Genomic DNA, 25,334 nt, shown 5'->3' with positions numbered 1-25,334 from the left:
CAGCCCGGAACAGCCGGGCTGTTTTTTTATTTTGCAGAACGTGCATTCGTATAAAAACGGTGCTAAAATAATGGTAATTCAATTTGCAGAAAGGGGAGGGCGAGATGGCTGATCTGACGTTTATTCATGCCGCTGACCTGCATCTGGACAGCCCGTTTTACGGCATTTCGAATCTGCCTGAACCGGTATATGCGCGTATTAAAGAAAGCACATTTCACAGCGTCCGCCGACTGACGGACGGGGCACTCCGGGAGCAGGCAGATTTCGTGCTGCTTTCGGGGGATCTGTTTGACGAAGCCAACAGAAGTTTAAAAGCCCAGCTGTTTTTGAGAAAACAGTTTACGAGATTACAGGAAGCGGATATCCAAGTGTTCGTCATATTCGGCAACCATGATCATTTGGGCGGTAAGTGGACGCCGATTGAATGGCCGGAAAATGTACATATCTTCACCTCGGATACACCGGAGGAAAAATCCTTCTTTAAAAACGGAGAGCTTGCGGCAAGCATATACGGATGCAGCTATCAAGAAAGAAGCGTAACGGTCAATCAGGCGGCCCGTTACCGGAAAATGACCGGCGCGCCTTATCATATCGGCATGCTCCACGGCATGTTATCAGGAGCGGAAGGGCATGACCCGTACTGCCCGTTTACGAAAGAAGACCTTGAAAAAAGCGGCATGGATTACTGGGCGCTCGGACACATTCATAAACGGCAGGTTCTGTCCGCCCGGCATCCCGCCGCCATTTACCCCGGGAATATTCAAGCACGGCATTTAAAAGAAACCGGGCCTAAGGGATATTATCTCGTCCGGGCGGCAAACGGTGAGATGTCTTGGGAATTCAAAGAAGCGCATGATGTGTTATGGGAGGAAATTGATCTTGATATCTCCGGAGCTGAACATATGACTTCACTTCTGAAAGCCGCATCGGATACATTCTCCGGCTTGCGCGCGGCGGGCCGCCCGGCATGTGTCAGGCTGGTGCTTCGCGGCGCGGCGCCCCGCTTTTGGACGGAGGCGCCCGCAGGCATCGCGGAGGAGCTTCTTTCCGCTTTACAGGAGGAAGAGGCCGAAGAGGAATGTTTCGTCTGGCCGCTTGCGCTTGAGGATCGGACGGATGAAACAGACACCGTGCCGCCCGATCCGTTTTTTAAAGGGCTCCTTCAGGACATAGAACAATGCGCGGACATGAGCGGTGTATTTGAAGCCCTTGAGCGTCATCCCGTATACCGGCGTCAGATGGCTTCATTTACAGATGAAGAGATACTGGATATTAAGCGGCAGGCTCAAGCCGTTTTAAGACGCCAGATGAAGGAGCTTCAGCGATGAAAATAACGGCGATGCATATTTACCAATACGGAAAATTTTCCGACCGAAGTTTTCAGCTGTCAGATTCTTCCGTGCAAGTGATCTACGGGTTAAATGAAGCGGGGAAAACGACATTGATGTCCTTTATCAAAAGCGTACTGTTCGGTTTTCCGAAATCAAAAAAATACGAACCGAAAAACGGCGGGGTTTACGGCGGCACTGTGGAATTGAAGCATGTCGATCACGGCGCTGTCAAAATCGAACGGACAAAAGGCGCTGCCGAAAAAGTCAGAGTGTATATGGCTTCAGGCGAAATCAAGGACGGAGAATGGCTCAAACAGCTTCTCTCCGATACAGACCGGGCGCTGTACGAAGCGATCTATTCGTTCGATGTATTCGGACTGCAGGAGATTCAAGCTTTTAACCGGGACAAAATCGGCGAGTTTCTCCTGTATTCGAGCTTATTCGGGTCGGAAGCGGCGGCAAAGCTTGACGGGCGGCTGGCAAAAGAACTTGACAGGATGTATAAGCCGAACGGGCGGAACCCCCGCTTAAATCAGGAGTTGGATACATTAAAGCGGTTCAGCGCCCAGCTGAAACAGGCGGAAGCTGCGGAAGCGGGCTATCACAGCCTTCTGGAAGAGAAAAAAAGCGCCGGCGGCCGTTTGCAGGATGCCGAAGCACGATTGAAAGACATAACTGAAGAAATCAAAACAGTAAAATCAGCGATAGAAGCAAAGCCGCTCGCAGATAAAAAAACAGCCTTGGAAAGCGAACTTTCTTCTTATCCGGAAGCATTGAAGCAATTCCCGAAGGACGGAATGCATCAGCTTGAAAAATACGAATCGCATCTCCATCCGAAAGCGGCCCGTCTTGAGGGGCTTCGGGCAAAAGCGGATGAACTCCGGCGGCAGGCTGAGCTGCTCGCTCCAAATGAGGACTTGCTGCAAAAAGAGCGGCAGCTGCAGGAGCTTTCCGGCGAGCAGCATATGTACGAATCGCGCGGCGAACAGCTTGCCGCCATCCAATCACAGATCCGGCAGACATCTGCCCGCGTTTCGTCAGGATTGCAGCAGCTCGGAAGACATGAGGAAGACGGCATTCTTTCACTGAACACCGATTATGAATATGAATGGCGGCTGCAGGAAGCCGTGCAGAGCGCCGGACAGGCAAGAGAAAGAAAGGCACAGCTTGATGCGATGTTCGAACAAGCGCGGCTGGAGCTGGAAGAAGCCGAACGAAAACATGCCGTGACGGCGGAAAACATTTTGGACCCCGCTGTCAGGAAAGAAAAAGAAGCCGCTTTACAATCATATAAGCAAACGGCTGATACAGAAGGAAACGAATGGCAGGCACATGTTCAGCATCTGGAAAAACAGCGCGCCAGACAAAAAAAGCTCTTTCTCGGTGCGGGCATTCTGTTCATTGCGATTTTCGCTATGTTAAAGGAATGGCTGCCCGCCGCCCTTTTTACCGGCGCTCTGCTGCTGTATATGCTGTCCGGCATGCAAAAACCGTTGCCGTCAGAAAGAGGAGGGCCCGGACACAAGAAAAAGAAGCCGGCGATCTCTAAAGAAGCGGCTGATCTTCTGCAGGAAGAGCTTTGGCGTGACGGCCGGCACCGGCAGCAGCTGATTGCGGATCAAGCCGTGCTTGAACAGAAAGAAGCGGCATATGAAAGAATCATCCGCCAATATGAAGAATGGGAGGCGGAAATGGCGCCGTCTGAAAAACAGGCGGAACTTTTTATGAAGGAACTGGGGTTTTCAGGAAGTCATTCCCATCTTCTTGACGCATATCATGTGATGAAAGATGTCAAAAAAGAAATCCTTAACAAGCATGAGCTGACCATTGAAGCGGGCCGGCTGCAAAAGCTGCAAAGAGCATTTGAGGACCGGGTCAAAAAGCTGAGTCCTTCAGACGGAAGGGAGCTGTCCGTAAAAGAAAGACTGCACGTTTTGCTGGCGCAGGCGGAACGGGCCCGTGAAGAAGCAAAACGAAAACAGGCGCTCGAAACGGATCTGCTGCATGCACAAGAGCAAATGCGTGAATTAAACGAAGAAGTTCATTACTACGAACAGCAGGTCAAACAGCTTTTCATGGCGGCAGGCGCAAAAAACCGCGAACACTTTTGTGAACTCGCCAGGCTGAATGAAAGCCGCCGGGAAACAGAGCGGCAGCTGCGCGAAATCAAAACGCACTTGTCCGGCATAGGCGGAAAACAGCTGGAGCCGTACATGAGCCGCACAGTGTCCGAACTTGAACATACAGTCGTTCAGAAGGAAACAAAGAAAAAAACGCTTGAGGAAAAAAACGCGCAGCTCCGTGAGCAAACCGCTTTATTAACGGTGAAGCAAGAGCAGCTGGAGTCCTCGGGGCTTGTATCCGATTTAAAACAGCAGACAGAAATGCAGAAGGAGCGCGTGAAAAAAACCGCTAAAGAGTGGGCCGCATTACAGACGGTCAGACACATTATCAGGGAAAAAATGGAGCGGCATAAAAAAGTGACGCTTCCCCGTCTGTTAGAAACCGCCGGTGCATTATACGGACCGCTTACGGACGGACGCTATCACAAATTGTATTTTTCCGAGGCTGATGATTCCATTATGGTCATGCGGAAAGACGGAACGGTGTTTTCTGCAGGCGAACTGTCACAGGCGGCGTGCGAGCAGCTTTATGCGGCGATTCGTTTTGCCCTTGCGTCAGAGAGGGAATCTGCGGTATCACTGCCGTTTTTACTTGATGACAGTTTTGTCCATTTTGACAGGCAGCGGCTGCAGCGGCTGTTTGATGTGCTGAATCAGCTTTCAGAAGGCGGGCGGCAGATACTTTATTTCACCTGCCATGAGCATGTCAGCCGGTCTTTTCACAGCGGACAAGTCATGCGGCTCCTGTCATAAAAGAGTTTATTTTCAAAAAAGAGGTATGTGCTATACTGGTATTATGTAAGATATGGAGGGAGCTTTTAATAGAATGGCAAAAGGTATTATGCTGCACGAGGTCGGCGAGCAGGTCGATCAATACTTTCTGATTAAATCTTCGACTAAAGGAATCGCAAGCAACGGAAAACCATTCCTGACGTTAATGCTGCAGGACCAATCGGGAGATATCGAAGCGAAGCTGTGGGATGCCAAGCCGACTGATGAAGTAACGTACGCGGCGCAGACGATCGTGAAGGTGATCGGAGATGTCCATCACTATCGCGGACGAAACCAGCTTAAGCTGAGAAACATCCGGCCGGCCGGCGAGAACGAAAATGTCAGCATTGATGATTTTCTGGAAACGGCGCCAATTCCGAAAAATGAAATGATGGAAACCGTCACTCAATACATTTTTGAAATGAAAAATCCAAACATCCAGCGGATCACAAGACATCTGGTCAAAAAATATGCGGCTGAGTTTATGGATTACCCGGCTGCGGCTAAAAACCACCATGAGTTCGTCTCCGGGCTCGCGTATCATGTAGTGTCCATGCTGAACCTGGCAAAAGCGATTGCCGATCTGTATCCGTCTCTTGACCGGGATTTACTGTATGCCGGAGTCATTCTGCATGATCTCGGCAAAGTAAAAGAGCTTTCAGGCCCCGTCTCCACAACGTACACCGTGGAAGGGAATCTGCTCGGGCACATTTCGATCATGGTGACAGAGCTTTCAAAAGCAGCCGAAGAGCTTCAGATTGACGCTGAAGAAGTGCTGATTCTGAAACATTTGATTTTAAGCCATCACGGAAAAGCGGAATGGGGAAGCCCGAAACCGCCGATGGTGAAAGAAGCGGAAATTCTGCACTACATTGATAATCTGGATGCAAAAATGATCATGATGGACAGAGCGCTGGAACGGGTGAAGCCGGGCGAATACACAGAGCGTGTATTTGCGCTTGAAAACCGTTCTTTCTATAAACCGACTTTCCATCAATAAGATAAAAAGGCCGATTCTCTATGATCGGTCTTTTTTACGTTCAGCTCTCATAACTTGTCTTTATCAAGCATAACTTAGAATAAAGACTCTGGGTGAAAAAGGGAGGAAACCGACGTGCTATTTTTTCCTTGGTGGGTATACCTTTGCATTATCGGAATTATTTTCAGCGCATATAAGCTTTTCACAACAGCTAAAGAAGAGGAAAAGCTTGACCAGTCGTTTATTGAAAAAGAAGGAAGGGTGTATATTGAACGGATGGAACAGGAACGCGAGCGCCGTATGGCGGCGCCCGCAAGTGAAAACGGGGATGCGGAAGAAAACTCCAATCATTCCATCGCATAAAAAAACTGTGCGGCTCGCCGAGAGCCCGCACAGTTTTTTTTATTTAGATTCAGAAGATGTTGAAGTGTTAAACGTGTCTTTTAAGTCTTTGTCTTCCACTTTTACGTCAGCTTTTTTCATGACTTTTTGAATTGCCGCCTGTACAGCTGATCCGTCTTTTAATTTCTGCTTAAGAACTTCTTCTTTCAGTTCTTTTTTCATGTCATCATATTTGCCGCGTTCTTCCGTCTTTTTGATGATATGATAACCGAATTTTGTTTTGACCGGATCGCTGACTTGTCCGACTTTCAGGCCGAATGCAGCTTTGCTGAATGTTTCATCCATTGATTTTTTATCGAACCAGCCAAGATCGCCGCCGCTGTCTTTTGAGTTGTCGGTTGAGTATTCTTTCGCAAGCGTTTCAAACTTCTCGCCTTTTTTCAGCTTTTTCTCCACTTCGTCAGCTGTCTTTTTGTCAGCGACAAGGATGTGGCTTGCGCGGATTTTACCTTTTAAGCCGTCGTAATATTCTTTCGTTTCGGAGTCAGTCACTTTGATGTTGTCTTTCGCCGCTTTTTGTGCAAGCAGTTCGTACTTCACCTGATCTTTCAGGTAATCTTCGCCGTACTGCTGTTTAAGGGCGCTGTACTGATCACCGAGCTGCGTTTTGTACTCTTTCAGCTTGTTATCGATTTCTTTATCCGTTACTTTGTATTTTTTTGCTAATACTTTTTCTTGTACGAGCTGTGTCAGCACACTTGCACCCGCAGTTTTTTTCATGTTCGTGTAGAGCTCGCCTTTTGTTACATTTCCGGCATCTGTCTTGGCGATTACGTCGTTGTCGCCGCTGCTGCAAGCGCTGAGAGCCAGGACGCTCGTTGCCGTAATAGCTGCTATCGCGATTTTCTTCATTCCTTTAAACACTCCTAATCATCCAAATTAAATTGCATATGCGTATCATAACATATTGTGGCTTTCTGTAAAAAGATTTTAAATAAAGGGCATTCGTCTAGTCAAACTTTTTCCTGATACATACAAATATATTGATCATGAAAAGGAGGTAATGAACCATGGGCGGAGGATATTCAAACGGTTTCGCGCTGCTCGTAGTACTGTTCATATTGCTTATCATCGTAGGTGCAGCTTACATTTGCTAAGCGAAACGGATCGCTTTTTCTAAAAGCGGTCCGTTTTCTTACCCGGGCGCCTAATCGTTTCAGAAGTAAATTGCATATGATGTAATTGGAAAAATAAAACGTTTTGTAGGAGGTGCTTTTGGAGATGGGTGAAGTATTTGCAGGCGGTTTTGCATTATTGGTTGTTCTGTTCATCTTATTGATCATCATCGGCGCTTCTTGGCTTTATTAAGAAAAAAATATGGCTGTCGGGGGGTCAGACCTCCGTCAGCCATATTTTTTTGCCTGTTTACACAGTAAAGGAGATCTCGACGAATGAAGAGATCAGTAAAATTAAAATAGATACATTAATAAAACGGAATACCTTATCCTGCCGGTCTTCAGGAATCTCTCTGACAAGGCATAATGTATTTGTGAGCCTGTTTATGAAATAAAGAATAAACAGGGCAGCCACGATAAAATAGAATAAAATGATGGGAGATTCCCCCTCTCTCTGAACTGCTCCCATATTACATTACCAAATATTTATTAAAAAAGATAGAATGTAACCTGAAAAATCAGCGGGACATCAAGACTCCGGCACTTTTTTTACTAAAATATCAAAACCGTCGGATTCCTGGTCAATCAGACATGATTTGGGCGCTTTGACCAGATGGAGCGCAAACAGAAGATCAGGCAGGCAATACCCCGCATGAATGCTCGAAATCATATAAAAGTAATGAGCGTGTCTCGGAAATGCCAGTCCGGCATAAAACAATAACGGCGTAATGAATAAAAACGGGCTGATCGTTGAAATCAGCATCGTCGTTTTCGGTATGCCTTTCCATGTCGGCATCCGCAAGAAGTACATTTTCATTTCCTTTTTTCTTTTTTTACAGATCATCGGCAGGACATGTATGACTTTATGTACAAATAAAGTAACAACGAGCAGAACACAAAAAGCAAACACGTGCCCGTCACTTAAACTGATATTCGGACGCAGCAGCCCGAATGCCAAGAAGTTGCATATAAAAAACAGGATCATAAAACCTACAGCAGTCAATAATAAACGAACCGCACCATAATCTTTGATCAGATTAATGGTTTTCCAGCAATTCATCAGAGTCATCCTTCCGTACAAAGATGGAATACAATCTCAAAATAATTTACTCTCTTCAGGAGAAAAAATCAATCCTTTTTTAAAGAAAAAAATAAACCTGGAAAGAGAAGAACAGAAGAGCTCGGTGAAACATGGAAATGTACGGTTTAACCTTTCTTCTCCATTCATTATCAGCTAAAATAAGATTAAAGATAGAAAGAAGTGAAACGGATGGATTCAATGGATCAGCGTATCGGGCGTTTAGAATATTACATACAATTGCTGGTGAAAACGGTGGATATGGATAAGTACCCTTTTTATGCGATGATGATTGAAAAAGGGCTGACCGAAGAAGAAGGAGAAGAGGTCGGGCGGATCTGCCGCGAATTGGAGGACGAGCTGGAGTCGCAAAAAGCGCAAGGCTTTGTGACGTTTGACAAGCTCCTTGCGCTTTTTGCGGGACAGCTGAACGAAAAATTAGATGTTCATGAAACGATTTTTGCTCTGTATGAGCAGGGGCTTTATACAGCGCTGATGGAAGAGTTTATTGAGATTATGAAGCACTTTGATTAACTGTTGATCGGTTCCAGCTCTTCAGCCGTTTCATGGACAGCCGATTCGTCCGTTTTTTTCTTCAGCCTTCCGTCTTCACTTTCAAAATCATTGTTTATGTTTGTCAATGATTTCTCGAATATCTCCATAAAATCTTCGCCGTAAATGTGGCGGATGACACAGGTTAATTCTTCAACCTCAGGAAACTTCCCGAATAAGTGGTAGATCGGCTGTGAGCCTTTAAACACCGCGTTCCTCGACGGATCAAACTCCTCAAGCAGGCTTTCGAATACATTTTCCCCTTCTTCAGTTAACTGAATGTACGTGTTCCGTTTATCATTCAGCCGCTTGGAAAATTTCAGATATCCCCGTTCTTCAAGCTTTTTTGAAAAGTTAAATGCAGTTGATACGTGCATAACGCCGAATTTGGCGATTTCTGAAATAGAAGCTCCTTTAAGCTGATAGGCAATCCATAATATATGATGCTCATTAATATTAAGGTCGTACGGCTTCAGCCAATTCTGCCAGTCTTTCTCGATAGATTTCCAGAGCGCTTTGGACAGCTGCGCCATTTTTTGGGTATAGATTAAAGCTTCTTTTAGATCGTAAGGCGGTTCAACACGATTCAATACAGATCACCTGCTTCACATTTTCTTTTCCTCTATTATGCCAATAAAATAAAGATTAATAAAGATGAAAATTTAAGAATTTTATAATAAATTCTTAATCCTTTGCTGGGAAAGGCTTTAAACCGCAAAAAAAAGTGCGGAACGCAATAGGTCCGCACTTTTTTTGGTTGTATAGGATATTAGTTTTGTAAGGTTTTCTCCAGCTGTCTGATTTTCTCTTCGATATCAGCGATTTCCTTTTGGAGATCCTGCTGGTGCGGCTTGATTTCCTCCTGCCACCTTTTAATGCTGGTCTGAAGCTCTCCGCCTACGTCTTTAATGACTTCTGCGCTTTCTTTCGCCGTTTGGACAAGCTGGTCCTTAAGCGCCATTCCGTCTTTTTTTAACCGTTTGATTGTGTCCTCAATTGAATTGCAATTCTCTTTGATTTTGCCCCGCAGCTCTTTTCCGGATGAAGGAGCCGAGAGTAACACCGCTGCGCCTCCGATCAATCCGCCTACGAAAAGGCCTGTTAAAAGGGAACGTCCGTCAGCCATTTGAATCACCCCGTTTTTTTTCTCATAACTTTTATCATTTTTGTTCAGAAGAATAAACTTCTATACATAGCTTGCTTTATTTTAGCATATTTTTTAAGGGAAAAGGAGGGAGAAGGTTGTCTGTCTTTATGATTGTTTTATCTTGTATGGCTCTTGTCTTTGCGGCGGGCGCCGTTTATTACCTGAAACTGCTCGGCCAGGCCGCTTCTTATCCGCCGAAGCGGGTCGTCCGCCAAAAGGCCATCGTCTGCTCAGCAGGAACCGCCCTCGCATTGTTCCTTATCTTTTTCACAAAACTTCTCGTATAAAACATGCTGAAACACATTAAAAAACCTCTTCCGGCCGGAAGAGGTTTCGGTATGCGGTTATTTCACCGTTTCAATCATATTGGACCGTTTTAAGATCGTCTGCACAATCGGATGCATAATGATAATGGCGATCGTATTCAGCGCAGCCGCCGGAAGGACGACCGCGAGCACCAATGCGGTGAATCCGCCCGGCAGGCCGACAATCAGAAGGGCCAGCGCCAAAAAGAGCAAACCGGAGATGAAGGTGCCGGCTATCGTAATGACGGCGGCGGCCGCTGTTTTCACGCTCTTTTTCACCAAAAGCGCCAGCGCGAGAAACAGAAACGCCGTTACCGGTTTTTCAATGATATTCGGAAGCTGTCCGCCCGGAAAAGATGTCGTGAGTGCGGAAATGATACCCGTTACAATCCCGATCATCAGCACGTTCTGCACACGGGGGAATAACAGAATACCCATAAACATCATCACAAGCATCATATCGGGTTTCATTCCGAATAATACCGGCGGCATAATGGAATGAAGCACCGCTCCGATTGCCGCAAACAGGGCCATAATGACTAATTCTTTTGTTTTCATACTAAGCTCTCCTCTGCTAAGCTTTTTCGCCATCCAATAATATGCTCGTCATTTATTGCGATGGCCGGAAAAATTGATATGCAAACAGTATATCAAAGGAACCGTTATGTTAGAAGAAATTTATTCGTTTTCCTGCTGGAACTTTCTCATAAACTGAGCCAGTTTTTCACAATCAGCCAGGCTGACGGCGTTGTAGATAGACGCCCTGCAGCCTCCGACTGAGCGGTGGCCTCCGAGTCCGATCATTTTAGCCGCTTTCGCTTCTTCAACGAATTTTTTCGTGAGACTGTTGTCGCGGAGGGTGAACGTGACGTTCATGTGAGAACGGCTGTCTTTTGCGGCATGCCCCGCGTAAAACCCGCCGCTTGCGTCGATTGTGCCGTACAGGACGTCGGCTTTTTCCTGATTGCGCCGTTCAGCCGCTTCGACACCGCCGTTTTCAGCCAGCCATTCAAGGACGAGGCTCAGCATATAAATCGCAAATGTAGGCGGCGTATTATACAGTGAATCGGCTTTTGTGTGAGTGGAGTATTTCAAAATTTTAGGGACGTTGGCGTTTTCGTTTTCAAGCCATGATTTTTTCATGATGACGACCGTGACGCCGGACGGCCCGAGGTTTTTCTGGGCTCCGCCATAGATGACATCAAACGTTTTGACATCAATTTTTCTGCTCAGGATGTCGCTTGACATGTCGGCTACGAGCGGGATCGGTGAATTCGGGAACTCTTTCCACTGCGTTCCGAAAATCGTGTTGTTTGACGTAATATGCAGGTAGGCGCCGTCTTTGATTCCTGAGAGGTCCGCTTCCGGTATGCGGTTGTGGTTTGAATCTGCGCTTGTTGCCGTGACGGATGTGTTTCCGAACAGTTTCGCCTCGGCGAGTGCTTTTTCAGACCATGCGCCTGTTACGATGAAGTGCGCCGTTTTTTCCGGCGTTAAAAAGTTCATCGGCAGCATGGAGAATTGAAGGCTTGCGCCGCCTTGAAGAAATAAAATATCATAATCGTCAGGAATATCCATCAGTTCTTTCAGAAGGCTTTTGGCTTTTTGGTGCACCGCATCATATTCCGTGCTCCGGTGGGACAGCTCCATGACGGACATGCCGGTATCATTGAAGTTGACAAATTCTTTTTGTGCTTTTTGCAGCACATCCAGTGGAAGGGCTGCGGGTCCTGCATTGAAATTCGTTGTACGTTCCATGTTTACGATCTCTCCCTGTTTTCCGCTTTAGTGTAAGAAATAATACAATTATCCTATCACAATTTTTTGATTTTTTTGATATGAAAAAATATAATTTTATGTTTTTTGTGTTTCCGGACGCAAAAAAACCTCATCTTTAAGATGAGGCAAGCCGTTTTCTGACGGTTGAAGCGATCTCATGAAGATCGTCAGGCGTATAGTCTTCGGCGTGGGTCTTCCAGACAGCCCCGAAACCGTCGCCTTTTCCGTAACGCGGAATGATATGCATGTGAAAATGGAACACCGATTGGCCCGCTTTTTCACCGTTGTTATTGAGAATATTCAGCCCGATCGGCTCGAATTCATCGCGGATGGCGCGTGCGATTTTCGGCACGGCTTCAAAATATTCTTTAGAAAGCTCAGGCGTAAACTCGTACACGTTTTCGATATGTGTTTTCGGAATCACGAGCGTATGGCCTTTTGTGACCTGGCTGATATCAAGAAACGCCACGACGTGTTCATTTTCGTATACTTTTGAAGACGGAATGTCACCGGCAATGATTTTGCAGAAAATACAATCGTCCGCTTTGTGCATAGATGGGTTTCCTCCCTGAAAAGAAATATATGTATATTCTCATCGTACCACAAAAACGGCCAAAACAAAAAACAGGATGAACGGCTGCGCGTTCACCCTGATGCAGAAGTACGAAGCTTTATCACAGAAAATTGAATATGCCTTTTGTAAGCACCTCATTTGTTTTTAAAATGAAGACTTATGGGTCTGCTTAATCATTCCTGGGACAAACACCTCATTTGATTATTTCATCATGAATGAAGAACATCATCAAAGCAGTGTGTGAAGAAATTGTAAGCACAGGACATATTGATTTTCATCCAACTGTTCTAAGACGTCTTTTATAAACACCTCATTTTCAGTTGATTAAAGCTGTTTCCTTCTACATATATTATGATGTCCGCCAAAACGATAACTATGCACACTTTTCACGTGAGAAAAAAAGGGAATCGTTTCAAATCAGACTTTATTTTTGGTACTATGAAGAAAAACGAATCAGAAGGGGAGAAATTATGTCTCTGCTATCGGTAAAAGACTTAACCGGCGGTTATACGAGGAACCCGGTCTTAAAAAATGTTTCATTCACCCTTGAGCCGAACCAGATTGTCGGACTCATCGGATTAAACGGCGCGGGCAAAAGCACGACGATCCGTCATATTATCGGATTAATGGACCCGCATAAAGGCTCGATCGAGCTGAACGGCAAGACGTTTTCGGAGGATAAGGAAAGCTACCGCTCGCAATTTACGTACATCCCCGAAACGCCGGTGCTTTATGAAGAACTGACGCTCAAAGAGCATTTGGAGCTGACGGCCATGGCGTACGGCCTTTCCAAAGAAACGCTTGAAAAAAGGCTTCCTCCGCTTCTGAAAGAATTCAGAATGGAAAAAAGGCTGAAATGGTTTCCCGCTCACTTTTCCAAAGGGATGAAGCAGAAGGTCATGATCATGTGCGCGTTTCTCGCGGAGCCTTCGCTTTATATCATTGACGAGCCGTTTCTCGGCCTTGACCCGCTTGCGATCAATGCATTGCTGGAGCGGATGGACGCCGCGAAAAAAGCCGGATCAAGCGTGCTGATGTCAACGCATATCCTGGCTACGGCAGAGCGCTACTGTGACGCTTTCATTATTTTACATAACGGCGAAGTGCGGGCAAGCGGCACACTGGAAGAACTGAGAGAGCAGTTCGGCATGAAAGACGCAGCTCTTGATGACTTGTATATCGAACTGACGAAGGAAGACGCCGGCCATGAATAATATGTCTACTATTTGGCAGTCCCGGCTTGAAGAGCATATAAAGGAAACCAGAATGTATATGAAATATATGCTCAATGATCATCTCGTCATTGTGCTGATCTTTTTTATTGCCGGCGCGGCGAGCTGGTACAGCAAGTGGGTCAAAGACATTCCCGTTCATTTTCCGTCATTTTGGGTGATGGCGGTGCTCTTTTCATTTGTGCTGACCGGTTCATACGTCCGGACGCTGTTAAAGGAAGCGGACCTCGTGTTTCTGCTGCCGCTTGAACCGAAAATGGGGACATACTTTAAGCATTCATTTAAGTACAGCTATCTGTCACAGCTGTTTCCGCTTATTGCCCTGTCGCTTGTATGCATGCCTCTGTTTTTCGCTGTAAGTCCGGGGGCGTCGCTTGCGTCGTATGCCGCCGTATTTATTCAGATGCTGGCGGTAAAAGCGTGGAATCAGGCCATGGAGTGGCGGATGACGTTTATGAATGACAGAAGCATGAAAATGATGGATGCGGTTATACGCTTTATCTGCAATATGCTGCTTTTATACTTCGTCTTACAGTCGTTTTATGTGTACGCTGCCGCCATCTATGTTGTGATGGCCGGCCTTTATGTGTATTTCACATCGGCCGCAAAACATAAATCATTAAAATGGGAAGCCCATATTGAATATGAATTAAGAAGGAAGCAGCGGTTTTACAGAATCGCCAATCTGTTTACCGATGTGCCTCACCTGAAAAAACAGGCAAAACGCCGGGCGTATCTCGACTTTTTGCTCAGAATGATTCCGTTTGAACAGCGGAAAACGTTCTCCTATATGTATGCGCGGGCCTTTCTGCGTTCAAATGATTATCTCGGCATTCAGGTCAGGCTCACGATTATTTTTATCCTGATTATTATGCTCGTTTCCGCCAATCCGTGGATAACGGCGGCGTTAACCGTATTTACCGTCTTTATAACGGGGATACAGCTTCTGCCGCTGTTCGGGCATTTTCATCATCTTTCTCTGCAGGAGCTTTACCCGGTCAATCAGAAAGCGAAGCTGCAAAGTTTCTTTTCGCTGATGAAATCGGCATTAACCGTGCAGGCGCTGCTGTTCTGTGCAGCGTCAGCTTATGCCGCGGGAGTCAGCGGGGCGCTGTATGCGGCTGTTGCTTCAGCCGTTCTGATTTTTGTGATCATGCCTTCGTATATGGGCGGAAGATTGAAAAAGTACGGCAAGCTGTAATCAATCGGGTTTTTGAAACCTCAATGAAAGAAGGAGACACAGATGACCGACGATCAGCAGCTGATACAGGAAGCACTGCAATGGAAAGCGCGTTTTTTGCGCAAAGATTCCATGCTTGAACGCTTTTCTAAAGGAATGCAGGCGAAAATCAATGAGCGGATTCCCGATAAAATTCATGCCGTCATCACAGAAAGCATTAAAAAAATGACCGAAGCAACAATGGCGGGTTCAAATCTGGTGAAAAGCAAGCGGGATACAAACGGTATGACGCTTGCTGAAAAAGATGCCCTCGCCAGACAAACCGTCGCATCGTACCAAAAGGTCGCGGCAGCTGAAGGTATCGGTACGGGGGCCGGCGGAATTTTTTTAGGGATGGCTGATTTTCCTTTGCTGCTATCCATTAAAATGAAATGTCTGTTCGATCTTGCCTCCATTTACGGTTATGATGTGAAAGACAGGGATGAACAATTGTTTTTGCTGTTTATTTTTCAGCTGGCTTTCTCAAGCGGTGAACAGCGGAAACGCATATACTCAATGATTGAACAATGGGATTCGAAAAAGCATGATGTCGATTGGAGAGTTTTTCAGCAGGAATACCGCGATTATCTGGACGTGGTGAAATTGTTTCAGCTTTTGCCGGTCGTCGGAGCCGCCGTGGGCGGAGCGGCCAATTATAAACTGCTGTCACAGCTCGGTGAGACGGCAAGGCACGTTTTTCATTTAAGAATCACAGCAGCCGGTACGTAATGTACCGGCTGTTTTTTTATGTTTTTTATGTCAGCGGGGGTAGCTTACCGCGGCGCCGATAAGCACCTTGGCGGCCGTCAGCATCGCTTTTTCATTAAAATCAAATTTCGGGTGGTGATGAGGATAAATGGTTTCCGCATTTTCTAAAGCGGCGCCCGTAAAGAAAAAAGCGCCTTTTGTATGCTGCAGATAATAGGAAAAATCCTCTCCCGCCATCTGCGGCTCTCCTTCAACGACTTTCGTAACGCCGTCTGTTTCCGCTGCGGCTGCCGCAGCGTGCGCCGCTTCCTCAGGATGATTGACGACGGCGGGATAGCCGCGTTTGAAACGATATTCATAGGAAGCGGAGTGCATGGAGCAGATTCCTTTTACGACGGCTTCTATTTCTGCTTCGAGCAGGCTGCGCACACTTTCGTCAAATGAGCGGACGGTGCCTGATATGACTGCCTGATCGGCAATCGCATTAAACGGATTTTCAGCGGTGAACGAGCCGGCTGTGATGACGGCCGGCTGCACCGGATTTACCCGCCGGCTGACGATATGCTGAAGAGCCGTGACGATTTGTGAGCCGATTAAAACGGCGTCTTTCGTATCGTGAGGGATCGCGCCGTGGCCGCCTTTGCCGATGACTTTAATCGTAAAACCGTCAGCGGCGGCCATTACTGGGCCCGGGCGGCATAAGACCGTTCCGACGGGTTCAGTCGCCCATAGGTGTGTGCCGAAAATGGCATCGACATGTTCGAGGCAGCCGTCCTCAATCATTGCTTTTGCTCCGCCGGGAGATAATTCCTCAGCGTGCTGGTGGATCATCACAAATGACCCTTTCAGTTTTTCCCGGTTGCGGTACAGCACTTTTCCGGCCGCGAGGAGAGCCGCCGTATGGCCGTCATGCCCGCAGGCGTGCATGACGCCGGGAATTTGTGAAGCATAGGGCACATCTTTTTCATCCTGTATCGGCAAAGCGTCAAAATCAGCTCTGAGTGCCACGGCCGGTCCCGGTTCACCGCCTTCAATACAGGCTGTGACACCGTTGCCCCCGACATTCGTCCGGATGGGAACGCCGAGCTTTTCATAAAATGAGGCGATGAACGCCGGTGTTTTTTTCTCCTTAAAGGATGGCTCGGGATTCATGTGAAGGTGACGCCTGATTTCAACCATTTCCTCATACAGCCCGTCAAGCTGAGCGTTTAAGCTTTTTTGAAGTGTCGTTAACGTCAAAAGCGATGCCCCCTCGTCTGCTTTTCCCATGATTGTATAGAAAATATCAGAAGATTTCAATCCTTTTGCTACGGGAGAATGACGATGGCGGCGATCGTTGTGACGACTAGCCCGGCCGCAACCGGGATAAAGTTTTTCCTGGCAAGCTCAAACGGATCAACTTTACAAATAGCCGCAGCGGGGATCAGTGCCCAAGGGACCAATGTTCCGCCCCCGACCCAGATCGCTGAAATCTGGCCCAGCGCCGTTAAAACGGCCGGGTCCGTATGAAGCGCGGCAGAAAACAGCTTTGCCATCGAGCCTGCAAGAGATATACCGGAAAACCCTGACCCGTCGAGCCCGGTAATCGCACCGACTGCTGCCAGGGCGATGCCGGCGAATTCTCCGGACATCGGAAAAGAATGGGACAGGGCCAATCCGAGGTCATTGACGATCCCCGCAGATCCTTTCGGCAGCGGGGTGTTCAAAATACTTTTAAAACCCGCGTCACCGAGATAAAAGAAGGCCGCGATCGGAATGACGGGGCCGAATACTTTAAAGCCGAATTGAAAACCGCCGATAAAATACTCGGTGATCTTTTCTAAATGCCGCTCTTTATATACAATGAAATGAACGATCAGGAGAATGCCGATCGCGGTTCCTCCGACGAGTGCCGTCGCCTCGTTTCCCTGCAGACGGTATACGATCATGCAGATAATATCGGCGAGAAAAACAAGCGGAATGAAAACCGCCAGGATCACCCTGAGTTTTTTCGGCAGGTACATACTTGTGTCCAAAGAACCGGAGCTGTCCAAGGAGAGGGGGGTCTTCGTTTTTTTTCGATCCCGCATGATGAGGAAGAAAGCGGTGATTGTCGTCGTTAACCCCATGATCAAAACGAGCGGAATACTTGCCTGCATGACATCGCCCACGGGAATGCCCGCGGCATCGGCCGTTAATTTCGGGGCCGCCTGAATGACGTAATCCCCCGATAAAGCGAATCCGTGGCCGAACAGGTTCATCGCCATAGCCGCAGCGATCGGAGAAAGGCCCGCCCGGATCGCTGCGGGAAGCAGCACAGCGCCGATCAGCGCCACCCCTGGTGACGGCCAGAAAAAAAGAGAGATGGCAAACATCAGACAGCCGATAACCCAATACGCGACAGCCGGCCCTTTCATCAGCTTTGCAAACGGAGAAATCATCGCTTCATTAATACCGGTTTCGGTCAAAAGGCCGCTCATCGCCACGATAAAACAAATGATAAAAATTGTCGGCAGCAATTCTCCGGCGGCATACGTGAAGCTGTGAAACAGGCTGCTGACCGAAGCGGAGAATGAATGCGTCGTCCATAGCGCAATCACAAAAATGCCGGCGAGTGAAATAAAGGTTGTATCTTTTCTGAGAAGCATAAAAACGATAATGGCCGCGATAAAAGCAACATAAAGCAGATGTACCGAGTAGACGCCGATCCCCAATTGAACCACTCCGTTTATAAATAGGATTGCTACAGGTTATTCATAGGCGGGCGGAAGGTGCAAAGAACGAAGCGTAAAATCGGGACATTAAAAAAGCCGGAGAATCTCCGGCGGTTTTTTAGTCTATTGCGTAATAAGCGGTTACATAAGACGGCCGGGAGAAAATAGACGTCGTGTCGATGCCGGCAGATGTTCCGCGTTTTTTATGAGCTTCCTGATAAGAGTTTGACTGCTGCCAATCCTGAAAGGCTTTTTCCTCTTCCCACAGGGTCAAAATGACATACGTATCGCCTTCGAGCGGTCTTAATACGCGGATGGCTTGAAAACCGGGTTCATTTTCCACTTTGCCGGCGCGGTTTTTAAACCGGTTTTCAAACAGCGGACGGCCTTCCTGGGTAACGGCGATGTTGTTGAGGACGGCGTAGCCCGGATTTTTTATTTCCCCGACGCTGTCGATGCTTTCATAGGAATGGGGCGCCTGAAAAACGGTTTCTCCATTTGTTTCATGAATTAAAACCGCATTATCCTCACCTTGCATCAGCACCATATTCTCACTCGGGTGTTTCTTTGCAATCGTCTTTAAAAAATCGGCTGTCCCGTATGTAATATAAACCTTCATATCAGCCACCTCCTGCTTGCTAGTATATCAAAAGAGTGGTATAAGTTTCTATTGGCGACTCATTCTGACATAATTCGAAACAATATTTCCCATACTACAAGTTAAGAAAGGCGAGGTGACTTATGCTGAAAAAGAAAAAAAGATTCTTTATTCCGGCTGTAATTGCGGCGGCAACCGCTTTTCTCGCGTTAATCGGATACATTATCATTATATTTCTCGGCCATTATGTCATCGATGAAAAGAAATTAATACTGCACGCATCTTCAAAAATCGTCGATCAAAACGGTGATGAAATCGCGAGCCTCTATACGGAAAATCGCGAGCCGGTATCCATTCAGCAGGTTCCGGAAGATGTGAGAGATGCCTTTATCGCCGTTGAAGATAAACGGTTTTACGAACATCACGGCATTGATGTGAAGTCTGTCGGCCGGGCGGTGTTCCGGGATGTTTTAGCAGGCGGCAAGGTGGAAGGCGGAAGCACGATCACCCAGCAGCTGGCGAAAAACATTTTTCTGACTCATGATAAAACATTTTTGCGCAAGACGAAGGAAGTCATTATCGCCATCAATCTTGAGCGTGATTACAGCAAGGACAAGCTGCTTGAAATGTACCTGAACCAGCTTTATTTCGGCCATGGCGTTTACGGCATTCAAGCCGCGTCCCACTACTACTTTAATAAAGAAGTAAAAGATTTAACCGTTGCGGAAGGAGCCGTTCTGGCAGCGATTCCGAAGGCGCCATCTCTTTATTCGCCGATTCAGCATCCGGATAAAAATAAAGAACGCCGCGATACGATTCTTGCAATGATGAACGACCAAGGCTATATCAGCGCCAAGGAAGCCGTCAGAGCCCAGGGCCGGACATTGGGGCTTCATGTCAAGAAAACATCAGAAACGCCTTGGTTTGACAGTTATATCGATCTTGTCATCAAGGAGGCGGAATCCCGTTATTCGATGTCGGGTGAACAGCTGCTTCAAGGCGGCTATACGATCCGGACGTCACTTGATTCCAAGCTGCAGAAAACGGCATACACCCTCATGAAGGAAAGCGGCTATTTTCCGGGGACGGATCAAGCGGCAGAGGGAAGCGCCGTCTTTATTGATAATAAAACCGGAGGCGTGCGCGCGGCGGTCGGCGGACGCGACTACGTGACAAAAGGATACAACAGGGTTACGGCGAAGCGGCAGCCGGGCTCAACGTTTAAGCCGATTGCCGTATACGGTCCCGCCATGCAGGAAGACAAGTTCAAACCGTATTCGCTTCTCCAAGACAAACTCACGTCCTACGACGGGTATGAACCGAAAAATTATGACGGACAGTACAAGGGGGAAGTGACGATGCAGGATGCGATCACTTACAGCATAAATGCGCCCGCTGTCTGGACATTGAAGCAGATCGGCGTAGATACGGGAAAATCGTATCTTGAGAAAAACGGTATAAACATTTCTGACAACGGACTCGCGATTGCGCTGGGCGGTCTGTCTGAAGGCGTCACCCCGCTTCAGCTTGCCGGAGCTTATCATACCTTTGCGGCAAGCGGAATGTATACGAAGCCATTTTTTATAGAGAAAATCACGGACGAAGACGGAGAAACGTTGTCCGGGCCTAAAAACGGCAAAACGCGCGTCTTCAGCGGACAGACGGCATGGAATATGACGAGAATGCTTCAGCAGGTCGTAAAAGAAGGAACCGCTTCACAAGGCAGCTATCAAGGTGACCTGGCGGGGAAAACCGGCACGACCACATTTACCGGCGTCCCCGGCGCGACAAAGGACGCCTGGTTTGCGGGATACACTCCCGGACTGACGGGAGCCGTCTGGATGGGCTATGACAAAACGGATAAAACCCATTACCTGAAAGGCGGAAGCCAATACCCGGTCAGACTCTTTAAAGATATCGTTACAAAAGCGGGGGAAAACGGCCGGACATTCAAAAAGCCTGAAAATGTGAAGGAACTGGGCAGCCCGATTGAGCTGGAGGCGGTAAAGTCCCTGTCGGCCCGTTATACATTTAAGGCGATGGGACTGATTACGGTTCAATTAAAATGGGATATTCAAAAGGATGATCGGGTTGTTTACCGAATATATGAGAAGAAAGACGGAAAAGACAAGCTTCTGGATTCGGTGAAAGGAAAAGGCAGCTTTGACATACCGTACGCCAATCTGTTTTCAGGGGCTTCATACAAAGTCGTTCCATATAATTCACAGACGGATCAAGAAGGAGAGGGAACGGAATACGTTCAGCCGAAGCTTTTTTCTTCTTAATCATGAATTCGGCGATTTTTTGAACATTAAGCCTCAATTCTATACGCTTTTGAAAAAACAAGGTATAGTGTAATGGGCGAAGAACACGAACGTATGGTTGCAGGAGGAAAGGTGGAAATTCAGATGAGTAAACGAGAAGCGTTTAATGATACGTTTTTAAAAGCGGCACGGGGAGAAAAGACAAATCACGTCCCTGTCTGGTACATGAGACAGGCGGGGAGGTCGCAGCCGGAATACCGCAAGCTGAAGGAAAAGTACGGCTTAGTCGAAATTACGCATCAGCCCGAGCTGTGCGCGTATGTGACGAGGCTCCCGGTCGAGCAGTACGGAGTGGACGCTGCCATTTTATATAAAGACATTATGACGCCGCTTCCTTATATCGGAGTGGATGTTGAAATAAAAAACGGAATCGGCCCGGTGATCGATCAGCCGGTGCGCTCTGCTGCGGATATTGAAAAGCTCGGCGAACTGAATCCCGAACAGGATGTTCCTTACGTGCTGGAAACGATCCGATTACTCGTAAACGAACAGCTGAATGTTCCGCTCATCGGTTTTTCGGGAGCGCCTTTTACGCTGGCCAGTTATATGATTGAAGGCGGGCCTTCTAAAAATTACAACAAAACAAAAGCGTTTATGCACAGTATGCCGCAAGCGTGGCAAATGCTGATGGACAAGCTCGCGGACATGATTATCGTTTATGCGAAAGCGCAGATTAACGCCGGCGCAAAAACCATTCAGATTTTTGATTCATGGGTCGGCGCGCTGAACCGCGAAGATTACCGGCAGTTTATAAAACCGGTGATGGACAGAATTTTCCGGGAGCTTTCTGCAGAACAAGTTCCGCTGATCATGTTCGGCGTAGGCGCAAGCCACCTGGCCGGGGATTGGCATGACCTTCCTCTTGATGTCGTCGGTCTTGATTGGAGACTCGGCATAGATGACGCCAGAAAACAAGGCATTACAAAAACGGTTCAGGGCAATCTTGATCCGTCGCTTCTTCTTGCGCCTTGGGAAGTCATCGAGAAAAAAGCGAAAGCGATACTTGATCAAGGCATGAAAGCGGACGGGTTTATTTTCAATTTAGGGCACGGCGTATTCCCTGATGTCAATCCGGAAACGCTGAAAAAGCTGACGGCGTTTGTACATGAATATTCCGCTGCCAAAAAAACGGAACAATCTTCCTGAGCAGATCGTTGGTTATAAGTAGATTTTCCTGTCAAAATCAAGGTAGACAGACCATCAAAAGAGGTGTTTAACAAAATGAGCAGCAAAAAGAAAATGGGACTTCTTGTCATGGCTTACGGAACGCCTTACAAAGAAGAGGACATAGAACGTTATTATACGCATATCAGACGCGGAAGAAAGCCGGAGCCTCATATGCTTCAAGATTTAAAAGACAGATATGAAGCGATCGGAGGCATTTCTCCGCTGGCGAAAATCACGCAGGAGCAGGCGGAGAAGCTCGCACAGCGTTTAAATGAAATCCAGGATGATGTAACATTCAAAGTGTACATCGGATTAAAACATATTGAACCGTTTATTGAAGACGCGGTGGCGGACATGCATAAAGACGGCATTACAGAAGCTGTCAGCCTTGTGCTCGCCCCTCATTTTTCAACATTCAGCGTCCAGTCATACAACAAACGCGCGAAAGAAGAAGCGGAGAAGCTCGGCGGCTTGACCATCAAGTCCGTTGAAAGCTGGTATGATGAACCGAAATTCGTTGATTATTGGGTCGGCCAGGTGAAGAAAACGTATGAATCAATGCCGAAAGAAGAACGGGATGACGCGATGCTGATCGTCTCAGCGCACAGCCTTCCTGAAAAAATTAAAGAATACGGCGATCCGTATCCTGACCAGCTGGAGGAATCCGCAAAACTGATTGCCGAAGGCGCCGGAATTACCGAATACGCAGTCGGCTGGCAAAGCGAAGGGAACACCCCTGATCCGTGGCTCGGGCCGGATGTGCAGGATCTCACGCGCGAGCTGTATCAAAAGCATCCTTATAAAGCATTTGTATACGTGCCTGCAGGCTTCGTTGCCGATCATTTAGAGGTGCTTTACGATAATGATTATGAATGCAAAGCTGTGACTGAAGAAGTCGGCGCAAGCTACTATCGTCCGGCCATGCCGAACGCACAGCCTGAATTTATCGACGCGCTTGCAGCGGTCGTGCTGAAAGAGCTGGACAAGTAGAATTAAACGGTAAAGAAGGCGATAAAAATGAGTGGCGATAAAAAACATCTGGTCATCATCGGCGGCGGCATAACGGGATTAGCCGCCGCCTTCTACATGGAAAAAGAAATCAAAGAAAAACATCTGCCGCTTGAGGTCACCTTGATCGAAGCAGGCCCGAGAGCCGGCGGCAAAATTCAGACGGCGCATAAAGACGGCTACATCATTGAGCGGGGCCCGGATTCTTTTTTGGAAAGGAAAAAAAGCGCGCCGCAGCTCGTCAAGGATTTGGGGCTTGAGCATCTGCTCGTCAACAATGCGACCGGACAGTCTTACGTGCTCGTCAACGAGACGCTTCATCCGATGCCGAAGGGCGCGGTGATGGGCATTCCGACCAAAATCGCTCCGTTCATCTCCACCGGTTTATTTTCTGTTCCCGGAAAAGCGCGGGCGGCGCTTGACTTTGTCCTGCCTGCGAGCAAACCGAAGGAAGATCAGTCTCTGGGTGAATTTTTCCGCAGACGCGTCGGTGACGAAGTCGTTGAGAATTTAATAGAACCGCTATTATCAGGGATTTATGCCGGAGATATTGATAAGCTGAGCCTCATGTCCACGTTTCCGCAATTCTATCAGACTGAGCAAAAGCACAGAAGCCTGATTCTCGGTATGAAAAAATCGCGTCCGCAGCCTTCGGGACAGCAGCTGACGGCCAAAAAGCAGGGCCAGTTTTTAACGCTGACGACAGGGCTTCAAACGTTGGTGGAGGAGCTGGAAAAGCAGCTTACGCTGACAAAGGTGATGAAAGGAACGAAAGTCACCCATATCGGCCGCGAGGAGAAAGGATATTCCGTGACGCTTGATAACGGCAAAGTGCTCTATGCGGAAGGATGCATAGTGACAGCCCCGCATAAAGCCGCGGCGAAAATGCTTTCTGATCTGCCGGCGGTTTCATGTCTCAAAGACATGCATTCTACGTCCGTTGCCAACGTCGCCTTAGGTTTTCCTGAGGGAGCCGTCAAGATGGAGCATGAAGGTACGGGCTTCGTTATCTCTAGAAACAGCGACTTCTCCATCACGGCCTGCACATGGACGAATAAAAAATGGCCGCACGCGGCGCCGGAGGGCAAAACGCTTCTCAGGGCGTACGTCGGAAAGGCCGGAGATGAATCCATCGTAGATCTTTCAGATAACGAGATCATTAAAATCGTAATGGAAGATTTGAAAAAAGTAATGAAAATGAATGGCGAACCGGAAATGACCTGTGTGACCCGCTGGAACGAAAGCATGCCGCAATACCATGTCGGCCATAAGGAGCGCATCAAAGAGTTCAGAGATGCGCTGAAAGCTTCCTATCCGGGCGTATACGCGACGGGCGCATCTTTCGAAGGGGTGGGCATCCCCGACTGTATCGACCAGGGAAAAGCCGCCGTATATGATTCACTGGCTTATTTATTTGAAACGTACCAGCCTCCGTTATCGTAAAACGGAGGTTTTTTTGCATGTTCCCGTTCTGTAAAGGGAACACCAATAAAGAGAAAAAACATTTGAATCTTCTTTGCGACTGTGATAAGTTATCTTATGTACAAAATGACTAAAACGTTCAAACGGTCAATTTAACGAGGTGGGAAACATGTCCGTCGATCGGAAAAAGCTCATTCTGGAAGCGGCAACGAAGTCTTTTACACAATTCGGCTACAAAGCAACGACAATGGATCTGGTGGCAAAGCTTGCAAATGTGGGGAAGGGAACCATCTACACGTTTTTCAAAAACAAAGAAGAACTGTTTGATGATATTTTCACCACTATTTTAAGAGAAATGAAGGAACACGCAGACGAAGCGATGAAACCGGAGCTTTCATTTCACGAAAATGTCCACCGGGCGCTTGTCGCGATTTTGGAATTCAGAAAAACACACCAGCTGACTATTAAAATTTTTCAGGAGAACGCCGAGATTGGTACAATAGCCGTTCAGGATGTCATTGCGAAAATGGAGCGGGCCATTCTGTCATACATTAAAGAAAAGATAGAAACAGCCATTGAAAACGGAAGCATTAAACCGTGTGATCCGGAACTGACCGCTTTTGTGATGCTCAAGCTCTACATCGCGCTGATATTTGACTGGGAAAAAAACCATCCGCCTCTTGAAAAAGAGACGATCGCCGAATTGCTGGAAATGTATGTTGGTCAAGGATTATCTAAATAATAGATGATCCTTCACTTTTTAGGTGCCGTGACCGTTTTGTCAAATGAGTCAGTTTGCGGAAGGAG

Annotated in this window: 27 protein-coding genes; 16 read left to right on the top strand and 11 right to left on the bottom strand. The window is 47.4% G+C overall.

Annotated features, from left to right (window positions below; genetic code table 11):
* Positions 1–104: 104 nt before the first annotated feature.
* The 4 genes from OVA33_RS19905 to OVA33_RS19890 all read left to right on the top strand — a co-directional run bounded on the left by OVA33_RS19905 (position 105) and on the right by OVA33_RS19890 (position 5,567).
* A complete protein-coding gene (locus OVA33_RS19905; protein WP_025649545.1) occupies positions 105–1,328 on the top strand; it encodes a metallophosphoesterase family protein in 1,224 nt (407 codons plus the stop codon).
* Complete coding sequence (locus OVA33_RS19900) at positions 1,325–4,207, top strand: ATP-binding protein (RefSeq protein ID WP_128974045.1); 2,883 nt, start codon at positions 1,325–1,327, stop codon at positions 4,205–4,207. The genes OVA33_RS19905 and OVA33_RS19900 overlap by 4 nt, the downstream gene beginning before the upstream one ends.
* 73 nt (positions 4,208–4,280) lie before the next feature.
* The gene (yhaM, locus tag OVA33_RS19895) at positions 4,281–5,225 is read left to right on the top strand and encodes a 3'-5' exoribonuclease YhaM (protein ID WP_003155251.1); all 945 of its coding nucleotides are present in this window, start codon (positions 4,281–4,283) and stop codon (positions 5,223–5,225) included.
* A gap of 114 nt (positions 5,226–5,339) precedes the next feature.
* Complete coding sequence (locus tag OVA33_RS19890; protein ID WP_012117207.1) at positions 5,340–5,567, top strand: sporulation YhaL family protein; 228 nt, start codon at positions 5,340–5,342, stop codon at positions 5,565–5,567.
* Positions 5,568–5,606: 39 nt separating this feature from the next.
* Here OVA33_RS19890 and OVA33_RS19885 read toward each other — a convergent pair whose 3' ends face one another.
* Positions 5,607–6,458 (bottom strand): peptidylprolyl isomerase, encoded by an 852-nt coding sequence (locus OVA33_RS19885; RefSeq protein ID WP_065180670.1) that lies wholly within the window; start codon positions 6,456–6,458, stop codon positions 5,607–5,609.
* A 158-nt stretch (positions 6,459–6,616) separates the two neighbouring features.
* Here OVA33_RS19885 and yhzE1 point away from each other — a divergent pair, with 158 nt between their 5' ends.
* The gene (yhzE1, locus tag OVA33_RS19880; RefSeq protein WP_017417375.1) at positions 6,617–6,703 is read left to right on the top strand and encodes a sporulation protein YhzE1; all 87 of its coding nucleotides are present in this window, start codon (positions 6,617–6,619) and stop codon (positions 6,701–6,703) included.
* A gap of 124 nt (positions 6,704–6,827) precedes the next feature.
* Entirely contained in the window at positions 6,828–6,914 is an 87-nt protein-coding gene (gene yhzE2, locus OVA33_RS19875; protein WP_003155248.1) for a sporulation protein YhzE2, read from the top strand.
* Positions 6,915–6,971: 57 nt separating this feature from the next.
* On the opposite strand, the gene OVA33_RS19870 is transcribed toward yhzE2, so the two are convergent.
* Positions 6,972–7,190 carry a hypothetical protein gene (locus tag OVA33_RS19870; protein ID WP_003155245.1) on the bottom strand — a complete coding sequence of 73 codons (219 nt, stop codon included), beginning with the start codon at positions 7,188–7,190 and terminating at the stop codon, positions 6,972–6,974.
* A gap of 60 nt (positions 7,191–7,250) precedes the next feature.
* Positions 7,251–7,781 (bottom strand): DUF3267 domain-containing protein, encoded by a 531-nt coding sequence (locus OVA33_RS19865; RefSeq protein ID WP_007409225.1) that lies wholly within the window; start codon positions 7,779–7,781, stop codon positions 7,251–7,253.
* A 210-nt stretch (positions 7,782–7,991) separates the two neighbouring features.
* Here OVA33_RS19865 and OVA33_RS19860 point away from each other — a divergent pair, with 210 nt between their 5' ends.
* Positions 7,992–8,333, top strand: a complete 342-nt coding sequence (locus OVA33_RS19860; RefSeq protein WP_003155243.1) for a YhaI family protein — start codon at positions 7,992–7,994, stop codon at positions 8,331–8,333.
* Here OVA33_RS19860 and OVA33_RS19855 read toward each other — a convergent pair.
* Positions 8,330–8,941 (bottom strand): HTH-type transcriptional regulator Hpr, encoded by a 612-nt coding sequence (locus OVA33_RS19855; RefSeq protein ID WP_014417329.1) that lies wholly within the window; start codon positions 8,939–8,941, stop codon positions 8,330–8,332. The two genes, OVA33_RS19860 and OVA33_RS19855, sit on opposite strands and share 4 nt — an antisense overlap.
* 179 nt (positions 8,942–9,120) lie before the next feature.
* Positions 9,121–9,477 carry a YtxH domain-containing protein gene (locus OVA33_RS19850; protein WP_014417330.1) on the bottom strand — a complete coding sequence of 119 codons (357 nt, stop codon included), beginning with the start codon at positions 9,475–9,477 and terminating at the stop codon, positions 9,121–9,123.
* 116 nt (positions 9,478–9,593) lie between these two features.
* Between OVA33_RS19850 and OVA33_RS19845 the strand changes: the two genes are divergently transcribed.
* Positions 9,594–9,785, top strand: coding sequence for a membrane protein YhzF (locus OVA33_RS19845; protein ID WP_007409223.1), 192 nt, complete (start codon positions 9,594–9,596; stop codon positions 9,783–9,785).
* Between the two features lie 57 nt (positions 9,786–9,842).
* Here the strand turns inward: OVA33_RS19845 and OVA33_RS19840 are convergent, their stop codons facing one another.
* The 3 genes from OVA33_RS19840 to OVA33_RS19830 all read right to left on the bottom strand — a co-directional run bounded on the left by OVA33_RS19840 (position 9,843) and on the right by OVA33_RS19830 (position 12,135).
* Positions 9,843–10,361 carry a tryptophan transporter gene (locus OVA33_RS19840; protein WP_012117208.1) on the bottom strand — a complete coding sequence of 173 codons (519 nt, stop codon included), beginning with the start codon at positions 10,359–10,361 and terminating at the stop codon, positions 9,843–9,845.
* A 120-nt stretch (positions 10,362–10,481) separates the two neighbouring features.
* Positions 10,482–11,561 (bottom strand): 3-phosphoserine/phosphohydroxythreonine transaminase, encoded by a 1,080-nt coding sequence (serC, locus tag OVA33_RS19835; RefSeq protein WP_065180669.1) that lies wholly within the window; start codon positions 11,559–11,561, stop codon positions 10,482–10,484.
* A gap of 136 nt (positions 11,562–11,697) precedes the next feature.
* Positions 11,698–12,135 (bottom strand): HIT family protein, encoded by a 438-nt coding sequence (locus OVA33_RS19830; RefSeq protein ID WP_065180668.1) that lies wholly within the window; start codon positions 12,133–12,135, stop codon positions 11,698–11,700.
* A gap of 491 nt (positions 12,136–12,626) precedes the next feature.
* Here OVA33_RS19830 and ecsA point away from each other — a divergent pair, with 491 nt between their 5' ends.
* From ecsA to OVA33_RS19815, 3 genes are read left to right on the top strand one after another with little or no spacing between them, the layout of a single operon-like run.
* Complete coding sequence (gene ecsA / locus OVA33_RS19825; protein ID WP_003155231.1) at positions 12,627–13,370, top strand: ABC transporter ATP-binding protein EcsA; 744 nt, start codon at positions 12,627–12,629, stop codon at positions 13,368–13,370.
* Positions 13,363–14,589 carry an ABC transporter permease gene (locus OVA33_RS19820; RefSeq protein ID WP_017417379.1) on the top strand — a complete coding sequence of 409 codons (1,227 nt, stop codon included), beginning with the start codon at positions 13,363–13,365 and terminating at the stop codon, positions 14,587–14,589. Before ecsA ends, OVA33_RS19820 begins: the two co-directional genes overlap by 8 nt.
* Before the next feature lie 42 nt (positions 14,590–14,631).
* On the top strand, positions 14,632–15,336 hold the full coding sequence (locus OVA33_RS19815) for an EcsC family protein (RefSeq protein WP_063636868.1): 705 nt from the start codon (positions 14,632–14,634) through the stop codon (positions 15,334–15,336).
* Between the two features lie 30 nt (positions 15,337–15,366).
* Here the strand turns inward: OVA33_RS19815 and OVA33_RS19810 are convergent, their stop codons facing one another.
* The 3 genes from OVA33_RS19810 to hmoB all read right to left on the bottom strand — a co-directional run bounded on the left by OVA33_RS19810 (position 15,367) and on the right by hmoB (position 18,627).
* Positions 15,367–16,554, bottom strand: a complete 1,188-nt coding sequence (locus tag OVA33_RS19810; protein ID WP_128974046.1) for a M20 family metallopeptidase — start codon at positions 16,552–16,554, stop codon at positions 15,367–15,369.
* 68 nt (positions 16,555–16,622) lie between these two features.
* Positions 16,623–18,008 carry a hypothetical protein gene (locus OVA33_RS19805; RefSeq protein WP_063636866.1) on the bottom strand — a complete coding sequence of 462 codons (1,386 nt, stop codon included), beginning with the start codon at positions 18,006–18,008 and terminating at the stop codon, positions 16,623–16,625.
* A gap of 118 nt (positions 18,009–18,126) precedes the next feature.
* A complete protein-coding gene (gene hmoB, locus OVA33_RS19800) occupies positions 18,127–18,627 on the bottom strand; it encodes a heme-degrading oxygenase HmoB (RefSeq protein WP_017417382.1) in 501 nt (166 codons plus the stop codon).
* Between the two features lie 122 nt (positions 18,628–18,749).
* Here hmoB and OVA33_RS19795 point away from each other — a divergent pair, with 122 nt between their 5' ends.
* The 5 genes from OVA33_RS19795 to OVA33_RS19775 all read left to right on the top strand — a co-directional run bounded on the left by OVA33_RS19795 (position 18,750) and on the right by OVA33_RS19775 (position 25,269).
* Positions 18,750–20,891 carry a transglycosylase domain-containing protein gene (locus tag OVA33_RS19795; protein WP_017417383.1) on the top strand — a complete coding sequence of 714 codons (2,142 nt, stop codon included), beginning with the start codon at positions 18,750–18,752 and terminating at the stop codon, positions 20,889–20,891.
* A 123-nt stretch (positions 20,892–21,014) separates the two neighbouring features.
* Entirely contained in the window at positions 21,015–22,076 is a 1,062-nt protein-coding gene (hemE, locus tag OVA33_RS19790) for a uroporphyrinogen decarboxylase (protein ID WP_025649553.1), read from the top strand.
* Positions 22,077–22,151: 75 nt separating this feature from the next.
* A complete protein-coding gene (hemH, locus tag OVA33_RS19785) occupies positions 22,152–23,087 on the top strand; it encodes a ferrochelatase (protein WP_017417385.1) in 936 nt (311 codons plus the stop codon).
* A 27-nt stretch (positions 23,088–23,114) separates the two neighbouring features.
* Positions 23,115–24,548, top strand: a complete 1,434-nt coding sequence (gene hemY, locus OVA33_RS19780) for a protoporphyrinogen oxidase (RefSeq protein WP_017417386.1) — start codon at positions 23,115–23,117, stop codon at positions 24,546–24,548.
* Positions 24,549–24,696: 148 nt separating this feature from the next.
* Positions 24,697–25,269 (top strand): TetR/AcrR family transcriptional regulator, encoded by a 573-nt coding sequence (locus OVA33_RS19775; protein WP_003155219.1) that lies wholly within the window; start codon positions 24,697–24,699, stop codon positions 25,267–25,269.
* Positions 25,270–25,334 lie beyond the last annotated feature (65 nt).

It is taken from the genome of Bacillus sp. KICET-1 (assembly GCF_027721405.1).
Taxonomy (GTDB): Bacteria; Bacillota; Bacilli; order Bacillales; family Bacillaceae; genus Bacillus; species Bacillus velezensis.
Note: the sequence above shows the minus strand (reverse complement) of the source record. Positions and strands in the feature narration are given on the sequence as shown.